We start from the raw sequence: 22,692 nt of genomic DNA, 5'->3' as shown, positions 1-22,692 counted from the left end.
CGTCGACGACACGGCGTGCGACCGGCGCCCCGCCCCGGTCGCCCTGCCGTGCCCGTCAGCGGTCCGTGTCCTTGCCCTCGGCCGGGCACTCGCCGCGCTGGCGCGCCGCCTCGTCGCAGCGCGCATCGCCCATCGCCAGCACCTCCACGGTGAGCAGGGAGGAGGCGCCGGAGGGCCCGGCGGCGGTCGGGCTGTTCTCGAGCAGTTCGTTGGCCGAATCGACCGCGTCGCTCGCGGTCGAGGCCACCGGCGCCGCCACCGGGGCGGCCGGCGGCGGGGGCGCGGCGCTGCTCGAGAGCGAGCCACCCACCGAGATGTTGTCCGCGCCGATGATCTGCTGCGCGCCGATCTCCAGATCGCCGCTCACCCGGATCCCCGCATCGCCCGCGTCCACCGCGCCGTTGGGAGCGTACAGCCGCACCGGCGCATTGCGCACGTCGGGGGTCTTCTTGAGGGTCGCGATCCCGCCGCCGGCGACACTGCCCGAGACGTCCAGCTCGAAGCTGTCGCCCTTGGGCCGCAGGGTCGGCGGCGGCGTGGCGGCGGCGGTCTTGGCCGCGCTGCCGCCGTCGATGTCGGCCAGCGAGCTCCAGCCCTGGATGGCGCCGCCGCCCAGGGTGAAGATGCGCGAGGGACCCACCTCGATGTCGTCGCGGGCGACCACGTTCACATCGCCCTTGCCGATGGCCACCATGCCGGTGCGGGTCGGGTCGCCGACGACGCCACCCGGCACGCCGATATTCACCGCGCCATGGGGCGCCAGCAGCGCGATCGCGGTGGCGTGCTCCTGGTCCGCCGGCGCCCGGTTCGCGCTTTGCAGCGAATAGGCCGTCTCCACGTCCTGCAGGGTCTTGAACTGGCTGAGGAAGCCCTCGATGTTGCCCTCGCCGCCGTCCGCGAAGGTGGCGTCGAGCGCCGCGTAGCCGGGCGCGTAGCCGCGCGTGCCGGCACCGAGCGCATCGCCGATCCGTCCGGAATAACGCAGGGTGGCGAACAGGATCTCGTCGAGCACCGGCCGCTGGCTGGCGTAGAAACCCTGCTGCTCGTTCGCCGGCAACGCGGCAAAGGCCGCCTGCGCCGCGGCCGCGTCCAGCGCCGGGTTGCCGCTGCGCTGCCGCATGAAGTCCACCAGCGCGGCATCGTAGCGCCCGTACCAGCGCTGCAGTTCGGCGCGGCTGCCGTCGCGGCGCGAGGCGAGGGTGGCGTTGGCCGGATCGCCCAGCACCGAGGCCAGCGACACCGCGCGCCCGGCCTGGGCCGAGAGCACATCGATCATGGTCTGGTCGAAGACGTCGCCGCCCACCGCGTCGCCCGGCCGCGCCAGGGCGAGCAAGGCGCCGTAGTCGGCGCCGTTGGTGCCGGCGAGCACCTCGATGGACGCCGCGCGCTCGGGCAGGTAGGCGTTGTCGATGTTGCCGCGCGAGACGATGCCGAGGCTGTTGGCCAGATCCACCGAGCCGCCCGCCGAGACCGTGATCCGGCCCGGGCCGTCGACGAACAGGCCCACGTCCGAGGTATTGAGCAGTTCGCCGGTCCCCGGGGTCACCTTGGGCTGGAAATATAGGTCGCCCCCCGCGGTGAGACGCGACACCTGGTCGTCGTTCGCATGGGTGGCGACGAAGCTGAAGTCCCGGATGTCGCCCCCGGCATACACCGACACCGGCAGGGTGGACTCGAGCGCGATGGCACTGCCGGCGGCGCGGTGGTCGGGGCCGATGACGTCCCCATGGGCGGACACCACCGTGGCCACCGTGTCACTGACCGCCGCCGCCGGCACCGGGGCCAGCGCCCCGATCTCGAAGGACGGATTGTTTTCCACCGGCCGGCTCGGCAACGGGATGGCCTCCGGGTCGAGTCCGGACATCACCATGGCGGCCTCGAACGCCACGTCCTGGCCGGCCATCAGCGACAGGGCGGTCGACGGGTCGGGCAGCAGGACGCCGCCGCCCACCGTCACGCCGCCGTCCGGCGCGGTAAGCGCGAGCCGGGCGGGGCCGAAGGAGAAGCTGCCCAGGCTCACGCTGCCCACCGCCGACAGGGCGGCCAGGCCCGATCCGGCACCATAGGTGGAGAAATAGGGCCCGTCGCCCACCTGGGTGCCTTCCAGGGTCGGGTTGAAGATGTCGAGCAGGTTCACGTCGCCGAGCGCGGACACACGCAGGGTGGCGTCGCCGAGCGCGACCCGCACCGGCGCGGCACCGGCCGTAGCCGCCACGCTGGCGGCGTCGACCCGGCCCGAGCCGGCGCCGACATAGAGCGTGCTTCCCGCAACCTCGCCGCCGGCCGTCACGCTGAGGTCGCCCCCGCCGGTGACGAAACGGTTTTGCGCCAGCGCCGGATCGCCGATCTCGCCCCGGATGCCGCCGGCGGTGGGGGTGGCGAGCACGACATTGCGCACCGACCCGCCCACCGTCACCGCCAGATCGCCGCCCCCGAGGGTGGCGATCCCCTGGCCGAAGCTAGCCGGCTGCAGGTACCAGGCCGGGTTGGACGCGGTGCCGCCGACCCGTTCGATCGTGCCATCGGCATCGACGCTGCCGCGACGCGCCAGCCAGTCGGACACCGACGCGACCGCGCCGCCCGCACCGGTGAGGCTGCCGCCGGCGTCCACGCGAATGTCGCCGCCCCCATGTCCCATCAGGCTGGCGGTCCGCGCCAGGCGCACGGCATTGCGGAACGCCAGGTCGGCCACGGTGCCGATCGTCTGGATCGACGCCCCCGCCCCGGCCAGCGTGATGTCCTTGGCCGCCGCCAGCTGGATGTCGGCCGTGCCGGTGCGCACCACCGCGTTGTTGGCGATGACGATGTCCCCGCTGCCGCCGGCGATCACGCCCAGCGGGTCGGCGGCGGCCGCATCGGCGCCGGCGACCAGGTTGATGGCCCACGAACCGGTCCCGTCGGCCGCGTACTCGCTCTTGCCGTCGGCCTGCATGCCGCCCAGGAAGCCGCTCAGGGTCGAGAAGCGCCGGGTCTTGCCATCGCGCACGCTGGCATTGATCGCCAGCGTGCCCGCCGCCTTGAGCGTCAGGGTGCCGGCATGCGCGCCGGATTGCCACACCGGTAGCACCCCGGTGCCGATATCGAGAAACGCGTTGGGCGTGATGGCGACGTTGCCGAAATCGACCGCCTGGGACACGGTGAGATTGCCGTCGCTGACGATCTGCACCTCGGCGTTGGCCGAGACCGGATCCAGTCCGGCCAGCCCGAGCGAGGCGATCATGGCGTCCGCATGGCCGAGGAAGCGGTGCGTCCCGGCAAACACCCGGTAGCGTCCGCTGGCAGCGTTGCCCAGGGCCCAGGTCTGGCTCGCCAGCGAAGCCGCCTGGCTCGCGCTCACGCCGCGATCGGTGGCGAAGCTCGCCACGGCGGCTTCCAGCGCCGCCTGGGGGGTCGTCGCCGCGCCCGCGGCCAGCGCCGCGCGGGCGGCATCGCGCGGGGTGTCGATCAGGTCTGCGGCCGTGCCGTTGAGGAAGGCCCCGGCCGCGCTGGTGCTGTCGTACCCATGGGCCGCCAGCAGCTTGCGCGCCGAGCCGAGCGCGGCGGCGCTGCTGGCGCCGCCGGCGAGCGACGCGGTCAGGTCGGCCTCGACCGCCGCCACCACCGGCGCCGGCACGTCGAGCACGCCCAGCCCGGCGGCCAGCACCGCGGCGACACTGCGCTCCGGGTTGCCGGTGCCGCCGCGGGTGGCGCGGAAGGCAGCATCGATGGCCGCGCTCGCCTGCGCGTACAGCGCATCGTCGCCGGCCGCGTCGCGCACCTTGTCACCGAGCAGCATGCCCAGCCAGGCGCCGCCATCGGCGCGGGCGAGCTGCTCGAAGTCGTCCCCGGCCACCGCGCCGAGCAGGTCGCGGCCGAAGGCCAGCACCGCCTCGCGGCCACCGGTCGCGCTGGGGCCGAACAGGTGGGCGCCGCTCACCGCATCGGCGGCCAGATCGAACACGCCGCCCAGATTGAGCGTGGTGGCGCTGTTGTTCCCCTGGGTCACGATGTTGCTGGCCGATTCACGCACATAGCCCTGCACCACCACGTCCCGCGCGCCGACAAGATCGACGACGTGGGTGTCGATCGGGTCCATGGCCACGCTCACGCCGTCCGCGCCCCGGGGGGCGGACAGCACCACGCGGCCGCCCTCGGCGTGCTGGCTGGAGACGTCCAGGGTGCCGGCGACGAGACTCAGGCGGGGGGTCTCGGTGCTGCCGTCGCGGGCGGACACGCCCAGTTCGATGCGACCGCCTTCGCCGGCGGTGCCCTGCCCCTCGCCGCCGTCGCCCTCGCCACGGGCCAGCAGGCGGGCGCCATCGACGCTCAGCACGCCGCTGCCGCTGCGGGCGCCGGCGTTGGCATAGGCGCGGATCGTGCCGCCCTTGTCGCCCGAGGCGTCCAGCTCGCCCTGCAGGGTGATGTGGCCGTCGTCGGCGAACAGGCCGATGTCCTGCGCGGCGATGCGATCGCCCGCGTCCAGGCGCAGGTCGCCGGCGCGCACCCGCAGCTGCACCAGGCGGGTGAATTCGGCGCTGCGTTGCGCGATCGCGGCCAGGTTGCCGTTCGGTGTGTCCAGATGCGCCACGTCGACATCGAGCTGCCCGCCCTGGGGCGCGGCGCCGTCGGCAGTGTCGATGGTGGCCTTGAGCTGGCCGTCGAGCGCGAACGTGCCGTTGGTGGCCGCAATGGTGACGGCCCCCGCATCGGCGCCGCCCGGCGCCGACACGTCGAGCACCCCCGCGGGGCCGACGCGCACGTCGCCCTGCCGCGATTCTAGCGCCACCTCGCCCGCCGGCAGCGCCACCTGCTCGGGGCCGAGTGCGACGTCGGTGCCCGCCGCGGAGACGACGGCCGGCTTCGCGGTGTCGCCGCTGTCGATGACCACGTCGCCGTCGCGGGCGCTCAGCACCACCCGGCCGGCGGTGGCCTCGATGCGCCCGCCCACGGCGATCTGCGTGGCGCTCATGGCCAGCCGCCCGCCCAGGCCGGCCGGCGCGACGGGCGCGGCGAGCGGGGTGGCCGCCACGTCGAGCGCGCCGTCGGCATTCACGGCGTAGTCCGCCCCGGTGGCCACGGCGACGCGGCCGGTCTCGATGGCCAGATCGCCGCCCACATGGACCTGCCCGGTGCCGCTGCCGACCACTTCGGAGGCGGCGGCCCATTCGCTGCGCTCGGCGCCGCTGATGGTGAAGTCCGTCGCACCGGTCTCGCCGAGCACCAGCCGGTCGGCGGCGATGCGCAGGGTGCTGCCCGGCTGCGCGGCGGCCGTGGCGCCGGTGGCGCCGTCGCGGTTGGAGAGGGTGACCGTGCCGGCGGTGATGGTCTGGGTGAGGCCGGCGCCGTCATGGGAGACGATGCCCGCCGCGTCGATCATGAGCGCATCGAGGGTGGCCGACCCGATGGACGCGTTGCCGTACAGATCCACGGTCGAATAGCTGCGCAGCGACAGCGCGCCGGCACCCTCGAACTCGGCCAGCGCCGCGTCGTCGAGCACCAGGCCGCCGGTGCCGGCCGGCACCTGGCCGAAGGCGAGGCGGCTGGCGGCCAGTGCCACCGCGCCCTCCGCGCCGCTCAGGTCGAACTGCCTGTGCCCGGCATCGGCCCCGGCCAGGGCGACGCTGCCGGTGGCGTCGAGAGTGAGGCTGCGCCCGGCCAGCACCGCGTTGCGGCCCAGGGCCAGATCGCCGCTGGCACCGACGGTGCCGCTGCGCCGCACCTCACCCGCTCCGCCCGAGGACAGGCGCAGCAAGGCGCCGTCGCCGCCGAGGCGGAATTGCTGCGCCGTCTCGTCGGCCCCGGCGGTCGCCTCGATGCGGGAGTCGGCGGCGATCGCGACGCGATCGCGGGCGGCGAGGATGATCTCCGGTGCCTGCAGCGGGTCGCCGCCGGCGGTGTCGACCCGCACCTGGCTCGCGCCGCCGCTGGCGGCGTCGCTCGACAGCGCCCATACGGTCGTCCCGGCATCGTCCGCCAGGCGCTCGCGGGTGGCCCCCAGCAGCAGGCTCTCGGCGTCCAGCCCGGCGAGCATGCCGGTGCTCAGCACCACTTCGCCGGCCTGGGCGGTGAGCGGATCGGCGAGCACGGCGAGGCGGTCGGCGGTCAGGTCGATCTGCGCGCCGCGGGCCCCGGCGCTGCGGTTCGCGCGCACGATGCCGCTCAGGTCCATGGCCGCACCAGCGCGCACCGCCAGGCGGCCGGCGTCGTTCACCGACCCCCCCTGGTCGAAGGCGCGGCTGGCGTAGGTTTCCAGGTATTCCGAGCGCAGGCGCACATCGCGCCCCGTGAGCACCTCGACGCCCACGGTGCGGTTGTCGAACACCGCGCCGCCGATCACCCGTTCGCCGAAGCGGGCGGCCACCACCGGGATGCCGTCGGTACCGACGAAGTCGGCCCCATGCGGCAGGTCGGCCATGTCGCTGCGCACGCGGATGGTGTAGGCGCCCGCCATCAGGCCATAGCGGCCCGGCAGCAAGGCGTAGACGCCCGGCGCCAGCCCGGCCGCGCCGTCGAGAATGCGCACCACCTGCCCGCTTTTCAGCGCGCTGCCGGCCCAGGCATCGGCCGCGTAGGGCGCGCTGCCGGCGCCGAGCAGCGGCAGCAACGCGTAGGTGTCGCTGGCCTCGTTGGCCAGGATGTCGGTCGACCCGCCGCGCCCGGCGATGAACTCCCAGGCCTGCAGGTCGCCGCCGCCGGACAGGTCCACCAGGGCGCCGTCGTCCACCGCCACCGTGTCGCCGGTGAGGGCCACCCGGGCATCCGGCGCCGCCGTCAGGGCGTCGAGCGAGGCGCCGGTGTCGAACACCCAGTCGCGGCCCGCGACCTGGGTCTGGCCATAAGGGATGGTGGCGCCGTCGGCGCTGATCGAGGTGACGCTGCCGTCGCGCAGCGTCACCCGGCCGTTGGCGGCCATGGTGTAGGCGGAGCCTCCCAGGGCGGTGCCGGTGTCGGTGAGCGTGCCGGCCGCCAGAGTCAGTGCGCCGAAGGGCGCGCGCAGGCGGCCGCCGTGCTCGATCTGCGGCGCGATCAGGCTCAACGAGCCGAGCGCGGAATAGACGATGTGGTCGGCACCCACGGCGGCCAGGGTGATGCGCCCGGTCGGGTTGTTGCGCACCTCGACGGACACCTCCGCCCCCGAGGTGGGATAGATCACCGCCGCCGACAGGGACAGATCGCCGTTGGTGACCAGCCGCCCGAGGGCGCCGGCGCCATTGTCCTGCCCGGAGAAGCGCAGCTCGTCGGCGCTGGCCAGGCCGACCTGGGCGAAGCCGCTCACGGCCACCTGCCCGCGCACGTCGATCTGGCCCGCCTCGACCGACAGGCTGCCGGTGCCGGTGGCCGCCGTCGGGGCCAGCGGCGTCTTGCGCTGGGCGGTGTCGTCATGCTGGGTGAGTTCGACCGACGCGGCGCGCAGGGCCAGCGCCGACGCGCCGTCGCCCACCAGGTTGGGCGTTTCGATCCGCAGACGGCCCGGCACCGTCAGCGCGGTGTCGCCGTCGACGGTGATGCGGTCGGAGCTGGCCAGGCGCACATCCTGGAAACCGCCCGCGGCAATCGTGTCCACAGCCACCCGCGCCGTGCCCAGATGCTGCGCGCTGGGCACGATCGCGTTGGCGGCGATGGCATCGGCACCGGCCGAACCGCCGGTGGTGAGCACCAGCCGGCGCTGCGGGTTGGGATCGCCACCGAAGGCTTCGCCGGCGACACCGACCCACTGCCCCTGCGCGGTCAGCGCCAGCGACAGGGCGCCGCCAGCCACCCCGCCCGCGCCGGCCCGGGCACTGAGCAGGCCGTCCACGAGCAGACCCTCGCGCGCCGACAGGGCGATCTCGCCCCCGGCGCTGGCGAGCGTCCGGTCGCGCGCCACCACGCCGAAGGGCGAGACCACGTCGAACACACCGGTGGCGCCGTCGGCGTTCAGCTCGGCACCGGACTGGACCACCACGTAACCGCGCCCGGCGTCCACCTGGATGGCGCCGCCGTCGAGCACCGCCCCTTCGTGCCATTGCGTGCCCGGGGTCGCCCGGGCCATCCCGGAGACATCGAGCCGGCCGTGCTGGCCGATGTGGATCTTGTTGGTCGGATCGAGGAACTGCCGATCGGTCAGCGTGGGACTCGCCAGCGCGGTCGACAGATCGATGCGGCCGCCGTGGGCGACGAGCGCGCCGTCCACCGCGATCGACGCGGCGGCGTCCAGGGCGATGCGCCCGCCCGCCACGGTGGCGATGTGCGCGCCGGTACCGACGCGGATGGCCCCGACGCCCTCCTCGGCGGAGGTGAGCGAGAGCGAGGTCGCGCCGCCGACGCCCGCCGTATCGGCGCCCAGCGTGAACGATTGCGGGGAGCCACCACTCGCCGCGGCCCGCTGCGCGGTGCCGAGGCGTCTCACCTGCGCCACCAGCGGCAGGTGCGCACCGTCCTCGACGGTCACGTCGGTCTTGCCGGTGAGCGCGACATCGGCGAAGCCGCCGCGGCGCAGCACATCCTCGGAGAGCACCAGCGTACGCGCGGGCGTCGGCGCCAGCGGATCGCGCGCGTCATGCAGACGGGTGATGAACAGCGAGGAGGCATCGATCGTCAGACGGCCGCCATGGCCACTGTCGAAGCCGTCGGTGCTGGCCGTGGCGTAGCCCGACAAGATGGCGTCCTCGCCCAGGGAGAGCACGCGCTCGGGACGCACGCCGTCGCCGAAACGCCCGGTGGACAGCGCGATGGCGCCGCCGTCGCCATAAGCGATGGCGCCGTTCACCCCCTGCCACGCCCCCGCGGACACGTCGATGGCGCCCTCCACCGTCAGGTTCGCGTTGGAGGCCAGGGTGACGCGACCGCCATCGACCGCCGATGCGGCCGGATCGAGGGCGGTGGGCGGTGCGCTCAGATCGTTGGTCCACAGCCCGGCCGTGGACAGGGTGGCACCGGCGCCCACGGCGATGCCATGGCCTTCCGGCGCGGAAATCGCGGCCCCCGAGGTGTCGGTCGTTGTCAGCGCGATCTCGCCGCCGGGCAGGCGGATCCGGGCGCCGGCGTGTCCGGCCTGCGCGCCTTCGACGTCGACCTGGCGGGCATTGACCGTCAGGCGTGCCCCCGCCTCTCCCACGAGCCTCACGCCGGCCGGAACGGTGAACTGGCCGGCGGTGTTGAGCAGGAACTGGTTGAAGCCGCCGCCCCCCAGCCACGAAGCCCGCAGATACAGGGTGTCGGCGTCACGCGCGGCGGCCGCGGGCGGCGCATCGGTGAGGACGATGTTGCCCACCGACGGACTGGTGGCGGCATCCGCCAGGTTCGAGCGCAGCTCCAGCACCCCGCCCTGGGCCCGGGTCGCGCCGGTCCACGTGCGCCGACCGGTCTGGGTCATGTAGGGCTTGCGCTGCGCGTTGCCCAGATACTGTTCGACCAGCACCCGGTTGCGCTCGCGCTCCAGCAGCAGGTTGTCCATCTGCGTGACGAAGGCCTGCACCGCGCCGGCGTCACCGGGGGTGTACGACCAGTCGTACCAGCGAGCCGATTGCGCCGCGCCGGTGCGCTGTTCATAGCCATTGACGGTCTCCGCCTTCAGGGCGCCGTCGAGGCGCACCTGCCGGCCGGTCACGACCACGCGACCGGCGTCGTTGCCGACCAGACGGTCCGGAACCTGTTGCAGGAGGGTGCGGGTCCGGCCGGTGTAGCGCAGCTTGGCCGAGGCCGATTCGGCCGCCACCCAGGTGCCGGCCACGGTCTGCAGCAGGGTCTTGGGGACCAGGCGCTTCGTTCCGTCCATCTGCGCCCGATAGACGACGCTGCCGCCGGACACGTCCAGGGTCGCCCCCGCATCCACCGAAACCGTGCCCTCGGACTGGAGCACGATGTCGCCGCCCGCGGTGGACAGCTCCGCCACGTCGCGTTCGATGCCGGCGCGGTAGCCGGACACATCGGCCAGCGGCGTATCGCCGTCGGCCACCTGGCTGCCCTTGACCACATCCATGTAGATCTTTTCGCCATAGAGCGGCCGGCCCGCGGCGGTGTCGCGCTGCAGTGGCGAGTCCTTCAGCTCGTCGCCGCGCAGTTCGATCTCGACCACGTCGCGATCGGCGGCGACCGCCACATTGCGCAGGCCGGACACGTCGATCCTGGCGCCATCGGCGATGCGGATCGCCGAATCCGGGTCCGGGCTGAAGTCATTGCTGTCGCCCACCGGACGCCCACCCAGGGTGGTCAGGGTGACCTTGCCCGCGGTGGCGCTGATGCGCGCGTCGCGCTCCAGATCGATGGTCTTGCCGCTGATCTCCACCTCGGACGGATTGAAGGGCGCATCGTCACGCAGGACGTCGTCGGTATTGGCGGTCTCCGGCACCACCTCGGTCGTGCTCTGCTCGCCGAGCACGACCGCCCCGCCGGTGAAATAGCTGGTGCGCTCACCGGCGTTGCCGACCACGTTGTCGCGCGCCTTCAGGTAGATGGAACCGTTCAGGGTGACCGAGGTGGTCGCCCGCGCCGCGCCGCGCTGGGCCACGTTGAGCCCCGCGAGGGTGATGTTGCCGCGCTCGGCGAGCAGCTCGCCGGTGGCCTCGTTGTGCGCATTGCCGCCGCCGCTGACCTCGACCAGCACGCCGCGCAGGCGGCTGTCGACCGAATCGGCCAGATAGAGCTTTTCACCGGCGGCGAGAATGGTCTGGCCCTCCGGCGTGGAGATCTCGCCGGCGTTGCTCACGTTCGGCGCCGCGATCAGGACCCGGCCGTTCTTCGCCGCGACGATGTGGGCGCCCCGTTCGATGCGGATGTCCCCGGCCGTGCCATCGCGCGACAGGGCGGCCTCCGACCACACATACTGGCTGGACGACGCGTCGTAGGCGGACAGCGACGAGAGCGACTGGTCGATCAGCTTGTCGTTGAGCTTGAGCGTCGAGGCCACCAGGCCGCTCACGTCCACCCGCGCACCCGGGCCGAACAGGATGCCGGCCTGGTTGAACAGGTACACCTGGCCGTTGGCCTGCAGGTTGCCGTAGATGTCGCTCCTGGGGCCGCCGGGCAGCACCACGTTGATCGCCCGCGACTGGGCGCTGGGCTGGTCGAAGCGCACCGTGTAGCCACGGCCGATGTCGAAGTTCTGCCACTGCATCACGACCGGCGCCTGCGAGGTCTGCCGGATCGTCATGGTCTGCCCGACGATGTTGGGCAGATTGGCGGTGCCGGGCGAGCCGGGGCGCACGAAGGCCGCCGCCGGGGTGGGCAGGTTGGCGCCGGCCAGGGCGTTGCCGGCGAGCGCCGCCAGGGCCACGGCGACGGCCAGGGGCGCGGCGCCTTTCGGGCACGAGGACACATGCTCCGCCACGGGAATCCGGACACCCAGCCGGCGGCTCATCACCAGACGATATCGATTGCGGTTCATCTCAGGCTCCTGCCCGGCGCACGGGGGCCGGGATGCTGCTCAGAATTCGTACTTGACCCGCACCAGGGCGCGGCCGTCGCCGTCCCGGGTGCGCTTCGGCCCTTCGGCCCCGGCATGGAACACCTGCGCCCAGGCCATCTCCGCCTGCACCCCCCGGCCCTGGCCCATGCGCAGGCCGACGCCGGCGCTGGCGAGCAGCGCGGAACGGTCCTGGCCGGGCAGCGGGTCCTGGGTCTCCAGCTGGGCCCAGTCGTAGAAGGAGAAGGCGACCAGCGCGCGGCCGACCACCTGCCCCAGCGCCGGGGTGCTCAGCTCGGTGCGCCACAGGATGCCGTCGTCGGCCTGGCGCTCGCCCTCCAGGTAGCCGCGTACCGAATCGGCGCCGCCGGCGGAGAACTGCTCGGTGTTGACCAGCGGGCCGCTGGCGCGCTGCACGTCGAGGCGCGACTTGCCCAGCCAGCCGGCGCCGAAGGGGCGGGTGACTTCGAGGTTGAGGCGCAGGGCGCTGAAGTTGGGCTCCGCGCCGGGACGGCGGCACTCGAACTGGTCGACGGTGACGCCGTTGCAGTCGATGTCGCGGCGGTTGAGGCCGTCGAGCCCGAAGGCGAAGTCGACGCCCAGGCGCCAGGCCCCGGCGCCGCGCTGCCAGCCGGCGTTGTACTGGGCCACCATCGTCCAGTACTTGATCGGCTGGCTCAGCGCGAAGCCGCCGCCCAGCTCGGTGCGCTGGGCGTTGTCCTTGTAGTCGGCGCCCAGGCTCAGGGAATGGAAGAAGCCCTGCAGGCCCGGCAGCGGCCGGATCCAGCGGAAGCCGGCGGTGTCGCCATTGCCGATGGACTGGGTGTCGAAGGCGGTGGGCACGTCGCTGGTGGAGCGGGCGAAGTAGGCCGCCAGGGTCGCCTGGCCGATCGGGGCGGCATAGTTCACACCCCACACTTCCACGTCGCTGCGGTGCTCCGGCGAGACGAAGTAGTTGAAGCCGATCGAGTGGCGGCGCTGCCACAGGTTGTCATAGCGCACCGAGCCTTCCAGACGGCCGCGCCGGGTGTCGGCGCTCTGCTTGTTGTTCATCTCGAGGCTGCCGTGCAGGGGCGACGCGTCGTCCATCGCCAGCTCCACCTCGAGCGATCCGGGCCGGGCCGAGGGCCGCAGCAGCGGGTTGATGCGCAGGTCCGGATTGCGCCCGAGCCGGGCCAGATCCTCCTGCACCTCGTTGAAATTCGGCACCGTGCCCGCCGCCATGGACGGCATCTGCTCGCGCACCTTGCTCGGCAGGGTGTATTCGGCACCGCTGACCTTGAGGCGCTCCACCTTGCCTTCGACCACCTGCAGCCGCACCAGGCCGCCGTCGACCTTCTGCTGCGGCACCTCGACGGTCACGGTCAGGTAGCCGGCATCGTGATAGGCCTGCTCCAGCGCCGCCCGCGCCGCGTTCACCGCGTCGAGGCCGACACCGGGGCCGAGGTGTGGGTACACCGCGCGTTCGATGTCGCGCGTGGGCAGCACCGTGTTGCCCTCGACCGCGTATTCGAGCACGTCGAAAGGCGCCGGGCCGCGCGGCGGCGCCGGGGGCTGCGCCTGTGCGGCCATGCCGGGCGCCAGACAGAGGACAAGGGCGAGTCGGAGGAGAAAGGATCGGATCGGTGTCACGACGGTCGTTACCACGGTCGTTCGGTTCCTGCGGCGGTGCCATGAAGCCAACCGGCACCCCACACAACAAAATGCCGCGAGCCCGTCGCCGGGCCCGCGGTCCGTCGAACGGCCCGGCGCGAACCGGGCCGCTGTCACACGGCGCTTCTTAGTACTTCTGCAGCGGCGCGCAGGAGTTGGCGCGACGCGTGTGGGTCGCCACCAGGGTGGCCGTGCCACCGACCTGCGGCAGGGTCGCGAAGGCGTTCGGCACCGAGGTGTAGTTGCCACCGTCGTTGCCGGTGTACTTCGTGGAACCGGCGCGCTTGGCGAACTCGGTGTAGAAGGCCTTCTTGATGCCGCTCAGACCGGCTTCCTGCAGGGAGTTCTCGAGCACGAAGTCATAGGCGCCGGAGAGCAGGTTGGCCTTGCTCGGGGCGATACCGGTACCCGGACCGGCGTCGACCGTCTGCGTGGCCATGTTGTAGATGCCGGCGCCGTCCAGCATGCGGAAGTGCCAGCCGGTCGAAGCGGTGATCTTGCCGTAGCTGTCGCCGGAGAGGACGGCGATGGCGCGGAACGGCTTGGTCGAGTTGGAGAACTTGAACGTGTAGTAGTAACCGTCGCTCGCCTGGGCGGTGTGATCGGTGTGGTTCTGGGCGGCCTGCATGCAGTCGCGCACGTTGCCCGAGCTGGAGTTCTCGACGATGACCTTGCCGGCGGCGGCGGTCGGATCGATCACGAACGGGTCGGCCTGGGTGCCGCTGCCCGAGACGAAGCCGATGCCGGTCGAATCGTACAGGGTCGCAACAACGGTGTTCGAGCCGGTGGCCTCACCGCAGGGGAAGTTGTTGAAGAAGCGGTTGTAGGAGGCCTGGGTGCCCGAACCCTGCACGCGGCGGCACACCACCACGTTCTCCTGGGCGTCCACGCTGGTCAGGCTGCTGTCGACCTGGTCCCAGGTCTCGTAGGCGCCGGACAGGATGTCGCCGTAGGTGGAACGGGAGATGTGCTGCGTCGCCGGGATCGAGTCGGTGGTCACGATGCCGAAGATCTGCTGGTTGATCGGGGTGATGGTGGAGAACGCGGAGTTCGCCGTCACGGTCTGGCCCGGCTCGAGGTTGATGCCCTTGAACATGGAGGGCTCGACGTCCGACATGCCCATGTCCGGCACCAGGCCGGCGGAACCGTCGTCGGCACCGAAGATCTGGCAGGTCAGGTTGTTGGTGTCGCAGTCGTTCAGGTTGAGCGAGCGGATCATCTGGTGGTTGGCCACCGGGCCGATACCGAAGGCGGAGCCGCCCTGGGAGCGCTTGATCAGGGCCAGCTTGGTGCCGGCCGGGATGCCGGGAATGCCGGAGACCGCGGTGCCGACCCAGGCGTTGTAGTTCTTGTCCTTGACGGCGCCGACGGCACCTTCGTACTTCACCACGCCGGTCATCATGGAGTTGGCGATGTCGGACAGGAAGTTGTCCACGGCGGAGGCGCCGGAGAAGAAGACGACCGTGGTCTGGGCGTCGATGACGGAGGCGGCCTGGGCACCGATGGCGGCGGCGGCGAAGGCGCAGCCGAGGGCGAGTTGCTTGAGTTTCATGAATCGTGTTCCTTAGGGACGAGGGTGTGGAATCAGGCGCGACGGCGGCGGGCGATGGCGCCGATCATGCCGAGGCCGGCCAGCAGCATGGCGTAGGACTCGGGCTCGGGCACGGCGGGCACGGCGGCCACGGCCAGCTGCAGGTGGTAGCCGTCCTGACCCATGTAGGTGGAGGCGACGATCTGCTCACCGTTGAGGGTGAAGGCCTTGGCGGTCGGGGCGATGCTGTTGCTGCCGTACATCACGGCCATGTTGATGGCCTCGCCCAGGGCGGCGGCGCTGTTGAAGCCCTGCACGGTGTTGCCGGCGCCGGCGCCCCAGGAGGCGCTGTCGGCATAGGCGGCCAGGTCGGCCGGGGTGGTGATGATGTACTCGTCGTCGGCGACGGTGGTGCCGACGTTGGCGCCCTTGCTGTTCACGTTGTCGAGATAGGTCGCGAATTGGCCACCCATACCAACGAAGCCGGTCGCGCTGTTGGTCACGGAACCGTAGGCGTTGGTCGTCGAGGACAGGTAGGTGTTCAGCGTGCCGTTGCTGCCGGCGAACAGGTTGAACTTGACGTCGCCGGCATTGCCAGCCTGGTTCAGGAAGCTGTCGAAGCCGGTGATGGCCATGTCGAAGATCACGCCATTGACGGCGCCGACCTTGGACTCGATGGAGGCCGGACCGGTCAGGGTCGAGACGCTCTTCGGATTGGCGTTGATGAGGTTGAGCAGCGAGGCGTCGGCGGAAGAGGCCGTGAAGCCGGCGCTTTCCACGTCCCAGGTGAAGCCGACCTGCGCGCTGGCGCTCCAGGCGGAAAAGACGAGTTCGGACTGACCAGCGGAAAACAGCGTCGCGCCGTCGGTCGGCAGTTTGACGGCAGCGTTGGCGGCGCCGGCCATGGCGATGGCGCTGATCGCGACCAGGGCCTTGAGTTTGAAGTTCATGGACTGACTCTCCTGTGCAGAAACTTGAATTGGTTCGGGGCGGCTACCCCGGCTCCCGAGCGAAGCCAGGGGCATTCTCGCGGGCGTGTTTTACGTCCCGGCCCGATGACAACCGCCCGTCGATAGGCTGTTAGAACTAGGGCCGGCGCATGTCGGACTGCCGAGGCAGATTCTGAACAGCCCAGGTGTCGCACCGGCGTCGCCGGCCGGCGTCGGGAAAGGTCCGAACGGACTACGGGAACCCCCCGGCCGGATCACGGCGCCGGCGTCAGGAGAGGGAGGACTCGCCCACGTGGCCGTTCACGAACAGGCCGATGGAGGTGGCCTTGGCGACGGCCTGGGCGCGGTTGCTCACGTCGAGCTTGCGCAGGATCTTCTGCACGTGGTTCTTCACCGTGAGCGGACTGATGTCGAGGATCTGGCCGATCTCGGCGTTGGTCTTGCCGTCGCGCACCCAGCCGAGCACCTGGATCTCGCGCTCGGAGAGCACCGAGGCGGGCCCCTCGATGTGGCCGGCCTCGCTTTCGACCATGCGCAGGGTGGCCATGTACAGGTGCGGCATCAGCAGGTCGGCGAAGTAGCGCTCGCGCTCGCCCGCAGCGCCTTCGAGGCCGAGGAAGGCGAAGAACGCGCCCCGGTTGCCGCGCACCTCGCGGGCGCCATGGCACAGGTTGTGGCGATAGTTGAGCCGATACAGCATGGGATGGAGCGCGTCGGCGCGCGCCTCGGCGTCACCGGTGACCACGGGGCTCCGGTTCTGCGCGTGCCACAGGGTGAGCATGGGGGCCACGAAGCCGTGCACCGGGTCCTGCGCCAGGGTGTCGAAATCGTCCGGCAGGGTCGCGCGCGAGAACACGTCGCTGCGCAGCTGCAGGGTGTTCAGGTCGCCGGTGGCGCACACCAGGGTTTCATGGGGAATGAAACTCTGCAGCGTGCCCTGGGCCCAGAGAAAGAACTGGAAGCGCTTGTTGATCTTGATCGAGGAGTCGATCAGGAACAACAGGCGCTCGCGGTCTTCGTTCGACAGGCTGACGAATTCAGCCACCTGGCGCCCTCCTCGGGAAATCGGACGAACGACCGTACCAAGGCGCCATGACAGGCATGTTCAGGCCATGTGACGACGCCGTCATCATGGCTTATCTGACCCGCACGCTCGCGGTCGCGTCGGCCCCGGCGGCGAGCAGCAGTGCGCGCACCGCCGGGTGGCGATAGACGCCGGCCCAGAAGTAGGCGGTGCGCCCTTCGCCGTCGGGCGTGTCGACGTTCATGCCGGTGGCGAGCACGGCGCGCACGAGCCCGGCATCGCCGCCGGCGGCCGCCATGCCCAGGGCGTGGAGCCCGCGTTTGTCGGGCAGGCTCGGGTCGGCACCGGCGGCGAGCAGCGTGTCGACGATGTGTCGATGGCCGAGCCGGACCGCATTGACCAGCGGCGGCGCACCGTCGGCGCCGCGCTTGTCCGGGTCGGCGCCGTGGCGCAGCAGCAGCCGCACCACCGCGGCATGGCCGCGCAGGGCCGCCACGCCCAGGGGAGTGAAGCCGGCTTCGCCGCGGCGGTCGGGGTCGGCGCCGGCCGCGAGCAGCTTGCGCACCAGCTCGGCCCGGCCGTCGGCCGCGGCAAGGGCGAGCACGCCCCCGCGCCGCTGCGCGTCGACCACGTTCGGGTCCGCGCCATCCTTGAGCCGCGCGAGCACGGCGTCCCAGTCGCGTGCACGCGCCGCTGCCAGCATGGCCTGCGACGCGGCCTGGGCGGGCGCGGGTGCCCAGGCGCTGCCGGTCCGGCGGATCGCGTCGAACTGCGCCTTGTCGGGCACCGGCAGGCCACGCGCGCGGTGCGGCGGGGACACGAAAGCCTCGAATTCCTGCGGCGTGTCGAAGGCGTGGACGTGCAGGCTGAACAGGGTGGCGAAGACGCAGATCAGGGCGCGCATGGTGGCCAGGTCGTTCGTGATGGACGACCCGTGAGCTTAGTGGCACCGCTTTGCATGCAAAGGTCCGACAAATGCGCCGAAAGGACTATCGACCCCCGATGGGACGCCCCCGTCCGCGCGCGCTCAGTCGTCGCGTGCGCGCGGCCCGGCAGTGCCCGGCGCCTGATCCGGCGCGGACTCGAGCACGGGCCGGAACACCCAGTCCCGGTACCGGGTGGCGTCCCCCGCGCCCTGCCCCAGCTCGGGCGGCAGGTCGTGGTGGCGGAAGGGCGTCTTGTCGCTGAGGCTGTGGATGCCGACGATGCGGCCGCCGGCACGCACCAGGCCCCAGTCGGGCTCGCCGGTCATCGGGTCGCGGTAGATGCGGCGCAGGTGGCGCTGGGGGGTGGGGAAGCGATGGTCCTCGACGAGCTCGTCGAGGCTGGCCGGCCACGAGGGCGCGCCCTCGGGCGAATGGTCGTGATAGTGGCGCAGGGCGCGGGCCATCTCGGTGCCGATGGCGATGAGCTCCGCCTCGCGCTCGCGCTGGGCGCGCGCCTGCCAGGTCTGGCCGATGCCGGCGGCGATCAGGCCCAGCCCGGCCACCAGGAACAGCACCAGCAGATAGGTGTAGCCGCGCTGGGGCGCCCGCGTGCTCACCATTCGGTGTAGGGCTCGCCAGCGCCGCTGTGCACGTCGTAGATGCCGTCCACGCTGGTGTCCGGCGGCGGGTCGAAGACCCAGGTGTCGGTGCGCTCGGTGATCGGGTCCTCCGGCACCGCGCGCAGGTAGCGCTTGTCCACCAGATCGTCCAGGGTGGCGGGAAAGTGCCCGGTGTCGGCGGCGTACTTGTCGATGGCGTCGCGCATCACCACCAGGCTCTCCTTGAGCGCGTTGTCGCGCGCCCGGTCGAGGTGCTGGAAGTAACGCGGCGCGGCGATGGATAGCAGGATGGCGATGATGGCCATGACCACCAGCAGCTCGATGAGGGTGAATCCGCGCAGGCGTCGCATGAGGCTCACCACTGCCGGTAGGGAATGCCGTTGAGGCCGACCCGATCGCTCAGGGAGTACACGTCGAACACGTCCTCGCCCGGTTGCGGGTCGTCGGGCGGGCTCTTGTAGCTGCGCAGGCCCCAGGTCTGCTCCGGCGGCAGGTCCGGATCGGCGTTGAACGGGTCGCGCGGCAGGCGGCGCAGGAAGTAGATGAGTTTCGGCTCGGGCGACTTGATGTCGGCCACCCCCTTGACCAGCACCTCCAGCGACGGCGGATAGCCGCTGCCTTCGGCGTCCACCGCGATCCGCCCCGCCTCGCCCGCCGCCTTGTAGGCGTCGATGCCGTTGCGGAGGGTGCGCAGCGCGACGCGCAGCTCCGACTCCCTGGCCCGCTGCGCGGTCATCTGCGCCAGCGGCATCGCCACCGCCGCCAACACCCCGATGATCGCCACCGTCACCACCAGCTCGATGAGCGTGAAACCCCGTCGGCGGCCCGCCCCCTCGGTGCGTAGGGCGGAAAAGCGAAGCGCCTTCCGCCAATGTGGCGGTGGGACGGCGGAAGGCGCTTCGCTTTTCCGCCCTACGATCGAGCTTCGCAAACCAACATCGATACCTGAGTTGACCGACCCGCCGCCGGGCCGCCCCAAGGCGGGTCGCCGCCCCCTCGGGGGGCAGCGAACGTAGAGAGCGTGGGGGTCGTCCACTAAGCGTGGGGGTTGTCCCCGCCCGCCCGCCGGGCCGCCCCAAGGGCGGGCGCGGCCCCCTCGGGGGGCAGCGAGCGAATGCGAGCGTGGGGGTCGTCCCCGCCCGCCCGCCGGGCCGCCCCAAGGGCGGGCGCGGCCCCCTCGGGGGGCAGCGAGCGAATGCGAGCGTGGGGGTCGTCCGACCCGCCGCCGGGCCGTCCCAAGGCGGGTCGCCGCCCCCTCGGGGGCAGCGAACGTAGTGAGCGTGGGGGCCGTCCACTCACGGCGCAATACTCACATTCACCCCGCCGCCGGCCGCCACCTGCTCGGTCTTGCCGCCACGCTGCACGGTGGCCGAGACCGGGGTGATGGCGACCGTGCCGATGGTGCCGGGCTTGGTGAGGAAGGTGGCGGTGGCGGTCACGTCGTCCTGGCCCGAGGGCAGGTCCACCTCGAGCAGGCCGGGGATGCGGGCGCCGGGGGCCTCGATGCGGCCCGGGTCGTAGCGCAGGCCGAGCTTGCCGCCTTCGATGTCGCCGCCGCCGCTGACCTGGATGCTCACGTCCACGTTGTCGCCGGCGCGCACCTGGCTCGGCCCCGAGACCCGGATCGACAGCGGCCCGACCGGCACTGGCGGTTCGGCGCTGTCGCCGTCACTCGCGGCCGCTTCGTCGGCCGGCGCGTCGCCGGGCTCGGAGGGATCCGGGTCCCGGTCGGTCGCGCGCAACGCGCGTTGCCCGGCACGGAAGATACGGCTGAGCGCGGCGCCGCTGGACACCGGCGAGCGGTCGCCGGACAGGCCGAGGCTGTTGGCGGCGGTCGGATGCAGGGTCAGCGGCGCGGCGCCCACGTCGGCCTCGGTGCCGGCGGGCACGAGGGCGCGGGCCACCTGCGGCGGGGCGACGTTGCGGATCACCCGCGGGGTGATCAGCAGGACGATCTCGGTGCGGTTGTTGGTGTCCTTCTTGGACGAGAACAGGCGCCCGATCACCGGCAGGTCCGACACCCCGGGCAGGCCGTTGCCGACCGAGCGCTCCTCGTCCTGCAGCAGCCCGGCGAGGATCTGGGTCTCGCCGTCATGCAGGCGCAGCACGGTGCCGGCGGTGCGCGTGCCCACCTGGTAGGCCAGCGAGGCGGAAGGGCCGGTCACCTCCTTGACGATGTTGCTCACCTCCAGATCCACCTTGATCTCGACGTCGTCGTCGAGCATCACCACCGGCTTCACGTCGAGCTTGAGGCCCACGTCCAGGTAGCTGACCGAGGCCGACACGCCCACGTTGGCGGTGGCGGTGGTGGTGAACACCGGCAGCTTGTCGCCGATGTGGATCTTGGCTTCCTCGTTGTTCTTCACCCGGATGCGCGGGTTGGCCAGCAGGCTGGTGTCGCTGTCCTCCTGGCGCAGGTTGAGCAGCACCGCCGGGTTGGCGATGTAGGGGCGCAGGCCGCCGCGCGAGCGCAGGTCCACCACCCCGTCGGCCAGCGCGCGCGCCACGCCGGAGCCGTCGAGCGCGCCGTAGCCGATCTGGTCGGGCAGGTCGAGGCCGAGCTCGCGCACCTTGTTGCGACTCACCTCCAGCACCTCGACCTCGAGCATCACCTCGGGCTCGGCCACGTCCAGCGACTTGATCAGCTGCTCGGCCAGCGCCACCGCCTCGGGGGTGTCCTTGACCACCAGCAGCTTGAGCTTCTCGTCGATGAACACGTCGCGGATCTTGACCAACTGGCGGATCAGCGACTGGGCCTGCTTCACGTCGGCGTTGGCCAGGTAGAAGGTGCGCGTCACCAGCTCGCGGTATTCCTTGGTCTTGGCGGGCGTCGCCGGGTAGATGAGCACCGAGTTGGCGTTGAGCAGCTTGCTCTCGATCTTCTGGGTGGCGGTGAGCAGCCTGAGCACCTCGTCCACGGTGGTGTCGCGCACGAACAGGGTCACCTTGGCCTCGGGGCGCACGTCGCGGTCGAACACGAAGTTGATGCCGGCCGCGCGCGACAGGGCCTCGAACACCGTGCGCAGCGGCGCGTCGCGGAACTCCAGGGTCACCGGGCGCGAAAACGGCCCCTTGAGCTCGTGCGCCGGGGGCGGATTGGCCGCCGCCAGCGCCGCCTCGATACGCCGTTGCAGGGTGCGGGCGCGGTTGTCGAGCGGGTCTTCGGTGAGCACCTGGCGCACCGCCGCCATGGCCGCATCGGTGTCCTTCCGGGCCAGATCGACCTCGGCGGTATCGAGCATCGCCGCATGGCGCGCCCGCGCCTTCAGCGCCGCCTTGCCGCGCAGGGCGCGCGGCTCGTCGGGCGCGAAGCCGAGGATCTCGTCGTAGAGACGCCCCGCCTCCTCGGTCTGCCCGGCACGTGCCATGCGCTCGGCCCCCGCCAGGCCCTTGAGCACCAGGCGCTCGCGCTGGTTGAGGTAATAGGTGCGCAGCTCGCGGTTGTCCGGATCCTGCGCCACCTGCTGCGACAGGCGCGCCAGCGCGGCCACCGGATCGCCGTCGCTGAAGTCGGAGCGCGCCGACTCGAGGGCCCGGTTGCTGGCGCAGGCGCCGAGCAGGCCGACGAGCACCAGCAGCGACAGGAAACGGAGGAGCGAAATCACGGAGCGGGTCATGAACGGTCGGCCAGGGAGAGCCGCTGGGTCTGCTTCAGCGGCAGGTAGGTCAGGGTCACGGCGGTCTCGTCCGCCGCGTTGATGCGGTAGCGTTCGTCGAGCACTTCGCCGACGCGCGCGGTCACCAGGCGCTCGCCGTCGAGCAGGAAGATCACCCGCTCGCCGCCGGCTTCCTGCAGGGAACCGATGTAGGTGTAGGGCAGCGCCGGGGCCACCGGCCGCGGCGCCGGCGCCGGGCGCATGGCCGCGAGCGCGGCCGCCGACGGCGGGGGCGGGGGCGGCGGAGGCAGGCCGAACACCGGCGGCGCGGCCTCGCCGAAGCCGGCGCGCGCGCCGTCGAGGCCGGCGAGGCTCGGCGGCGCCGCCGGCGCGCGCCGGGCCGGCCGGTGCGGGGCGCTGCGCGCCTGTGCCACCGGGGCCGGCTCGGCGCCGTCAGCGCCGGATTCGAGCCCGGAGGCCCACCAGCTGGCGGCCAGGGTCGCCCCCAGCGAGGCGACGAGGATCAGCTGGCGCCGCTTCATTGCCCGCCCCGCACATAAACGGCCAGGCGCACTTCGGCCTGCATGCGCGTGTCGCGCGGCGACTCGCGCTTGATCGCGAGCTGCTCGATGCCCACCCCCGGATGGCGCCCCATCACCTCGCCCAGCCAGGCATAGAGCGCATCGAAGCGCCCGTCCACCGGCAAGGTGGCGTTGATGCGCACCAGCGGCGTGCCCGAGACCACGGCGCTGCGGTAGTCGCCGCGCTCGGGCAGCAGGCCATGGCGGTCGGCGCTCAGGTGGATGTCCGCGAGCAGCTCGGCGAGGCGGGCACCGGGGGTGAAGCGGGCGTAGAAGGCGTCGAGCCGGCCGCGGTCGCTCTGGCGCGCCTGCGCCGGTGCGGCGGCCACCTTGAGCAGCATCGCGCGCTCGGCGGCCAGGGCCTCGGCACGGGCGCGCTGCTCCCCCCGGCCGACAGCCCGAAGGCGAGCGCGAAGGCCAGCAGCGCCACGCCCACGGCGCCGGCCCAG

11 protein-coding genes and 1 pseudogene are annotated in these 22,692 nt (G+C 72.2%); all 12 read right to left on the bottom strand.

The window, feature by feature from the left end; genetic code table 11:
* Nucleotides 1-55 precede the first annotated feature (55 nt).
* Nucleotides 56-11,344, bottom strand: a complete 11,289-nt coding sequence (locus G3580_RS00365; RefSeq protein WP_173763376.1) for a two-partner secretion domain-containing protein — start codon at nt 11,342-11,344, stop codon at nt 56-58.
* Between the two features lie 39 nt (nt 11,345-11,383).
* Complete coding sequence (locus tag G3580_RS00360) at nt 11,384-12,934, bottom strand: ShlB/FhaC/HecB family hemolysin secretion/activation protein (RefSeq protein WP_173763375.1); 1,551 nt, start codon at nt 12,932-12,934, stop codon at nt 11,384-11,386.
* Between the two features lie 208 nt (nt 12,935-13,142).
* Nucleotides 13,143-14,567: a hypothetical protein gene (locus G3580_RS00355; protein ID WP_173763374.1), complete on the bottom strand. Its 1,425-nt coding sequence runs from the start codon at nt 14,565-14,567 to the stop codon at nt 13,143-13,145.
* A gap of 32 nt (nt 14,568-14,599) precedes the next feature.
* On the bottom strand, nt 14,600-15,496 hold the full coding sequence (locus G3580_RS19910; RefSeq protein ID WP_173763373.1) for a PEP-CTERM sorting domain-containing protein: 897 nt from the start codon (nt 15,494-15,496) through the stop codon (nt 14,600-14,602).
* A 268-nt stretch (nt 15,497-15,764) separates the two neighbouring features.
* Nucleotides 15,765-16,541 carry an XrtB/PEP-CTERM-associated transcriptional regulator EpsA gene (epsA, locus tag G3580_RS00345; protein ID WP_173763372.1) on the bottom strand — a complete coding sequence of 259 codons (777 nt, stop codon included), beginning with the start codon at nt 16,539-16,541 and terminating at the stop codon, nt 15,765-15,767.
* A 91-nt stretch (nt 16,542-16,632) separates the two neighbouring features.
* Nucleotides 16,633-17,424 (bottom strand): ankyrin repeat domain-containing protein, encoded by a 792-nt coding sequence (locus G3580_RS00340; RefSeq protein ID WP_173763371.1) that lies wholly within the window; start codon nt 17,422-17,424, stop codon nt 16,633-16,635.
* A gap of 123 nt (nt 17,425-17,547) precedes the next feature.
* Nucleotides 17,548-18,066 (bottom strand): pilus assembly FimT family protein, encoded by a 519-nt coding sequence (locus tag G3580_RS00335; RefSeq protein ID WP_173763370.1) that lies wholly within the window; start codon nt 18,064-18,066, stop codon nt 17,548-17,550.
* Complete coding sequence (locus G3580_RS00330; RefSeq protein ID WP_173763369.1) at nt 18,060-18,416, bottom strand: type II secretion system protein; 357 nt, start codon at nt 18,414-18,416, stop codon at nt 18,060-18,062. The genes G3580_RS00335 and G3580_RS00330 overlap by 7 nt, the downstream gene beginning before the upstream one ends.
* A 5-nt stretch (nt 18,417-18,421) precedes the next feature.
* Nucleotides 18,422-18,883: pseudogene (locus G3580_RS00325) on the bottom strand (type II secretion system protein); the annotation flags it as partial.
* 478 nt (nt 18,884-19,361) lie between these two features.
* On the bottom strand, nt 19,362-21,671 hold the full coding sequence (locus tag G3580_RS00320; RefSeq protein ID WP_173763368.1) for a secretin N-terminal domain-containing protein: 2,310 nt from the start codon (nt 21,669-21,671) through the stop codon (nt 19,362-19,364).
* An 8-nt stretch (nt 21,672-21,679) separates the two neighbouring features.
* Entirely contained in the window at nt 21,680-22,204 is a 525-nt protein-coding gene (locus tag G3580_RS00315) for a hypothetical protein (RefSeq protein ID WP_173763367.1), read from the bottom strand.
* The gene (locus G3580_RS00310) at nt 22,201-22,584 is read right to left on the bottom strand and encodes a hypothetical protein (RefSeq protein ID WP_173763366.1); all 384 of its coding nucleotides are present in this window, start codon (nt 22,582-22,584) and stop codon (nt 22,201-22,203) included. Before G3580_RS00310 ends, G3580_RS00315 begins: the two co-directional genes overlap by 4 nt.
* Between the last annotated feature and the right edge of the window lie 108 nt (nt 22,585-22,692).

Source organism: Nitrogeniibacter mangrovi (assembly GCF_010983895.1).
GTDB lineage: Bacteria > Pseudomonadota > Gammaproteobacteria > Burkholderiales > Rhodocyclaceae > Nitrogeniibacter > Nitrogeniibacter mangrovi.
The sequence above is the reverse complement of the archived record's forward strand: the minus strand, read 5'-3'. Positions and strand labels throughout refer to the sequence as shown.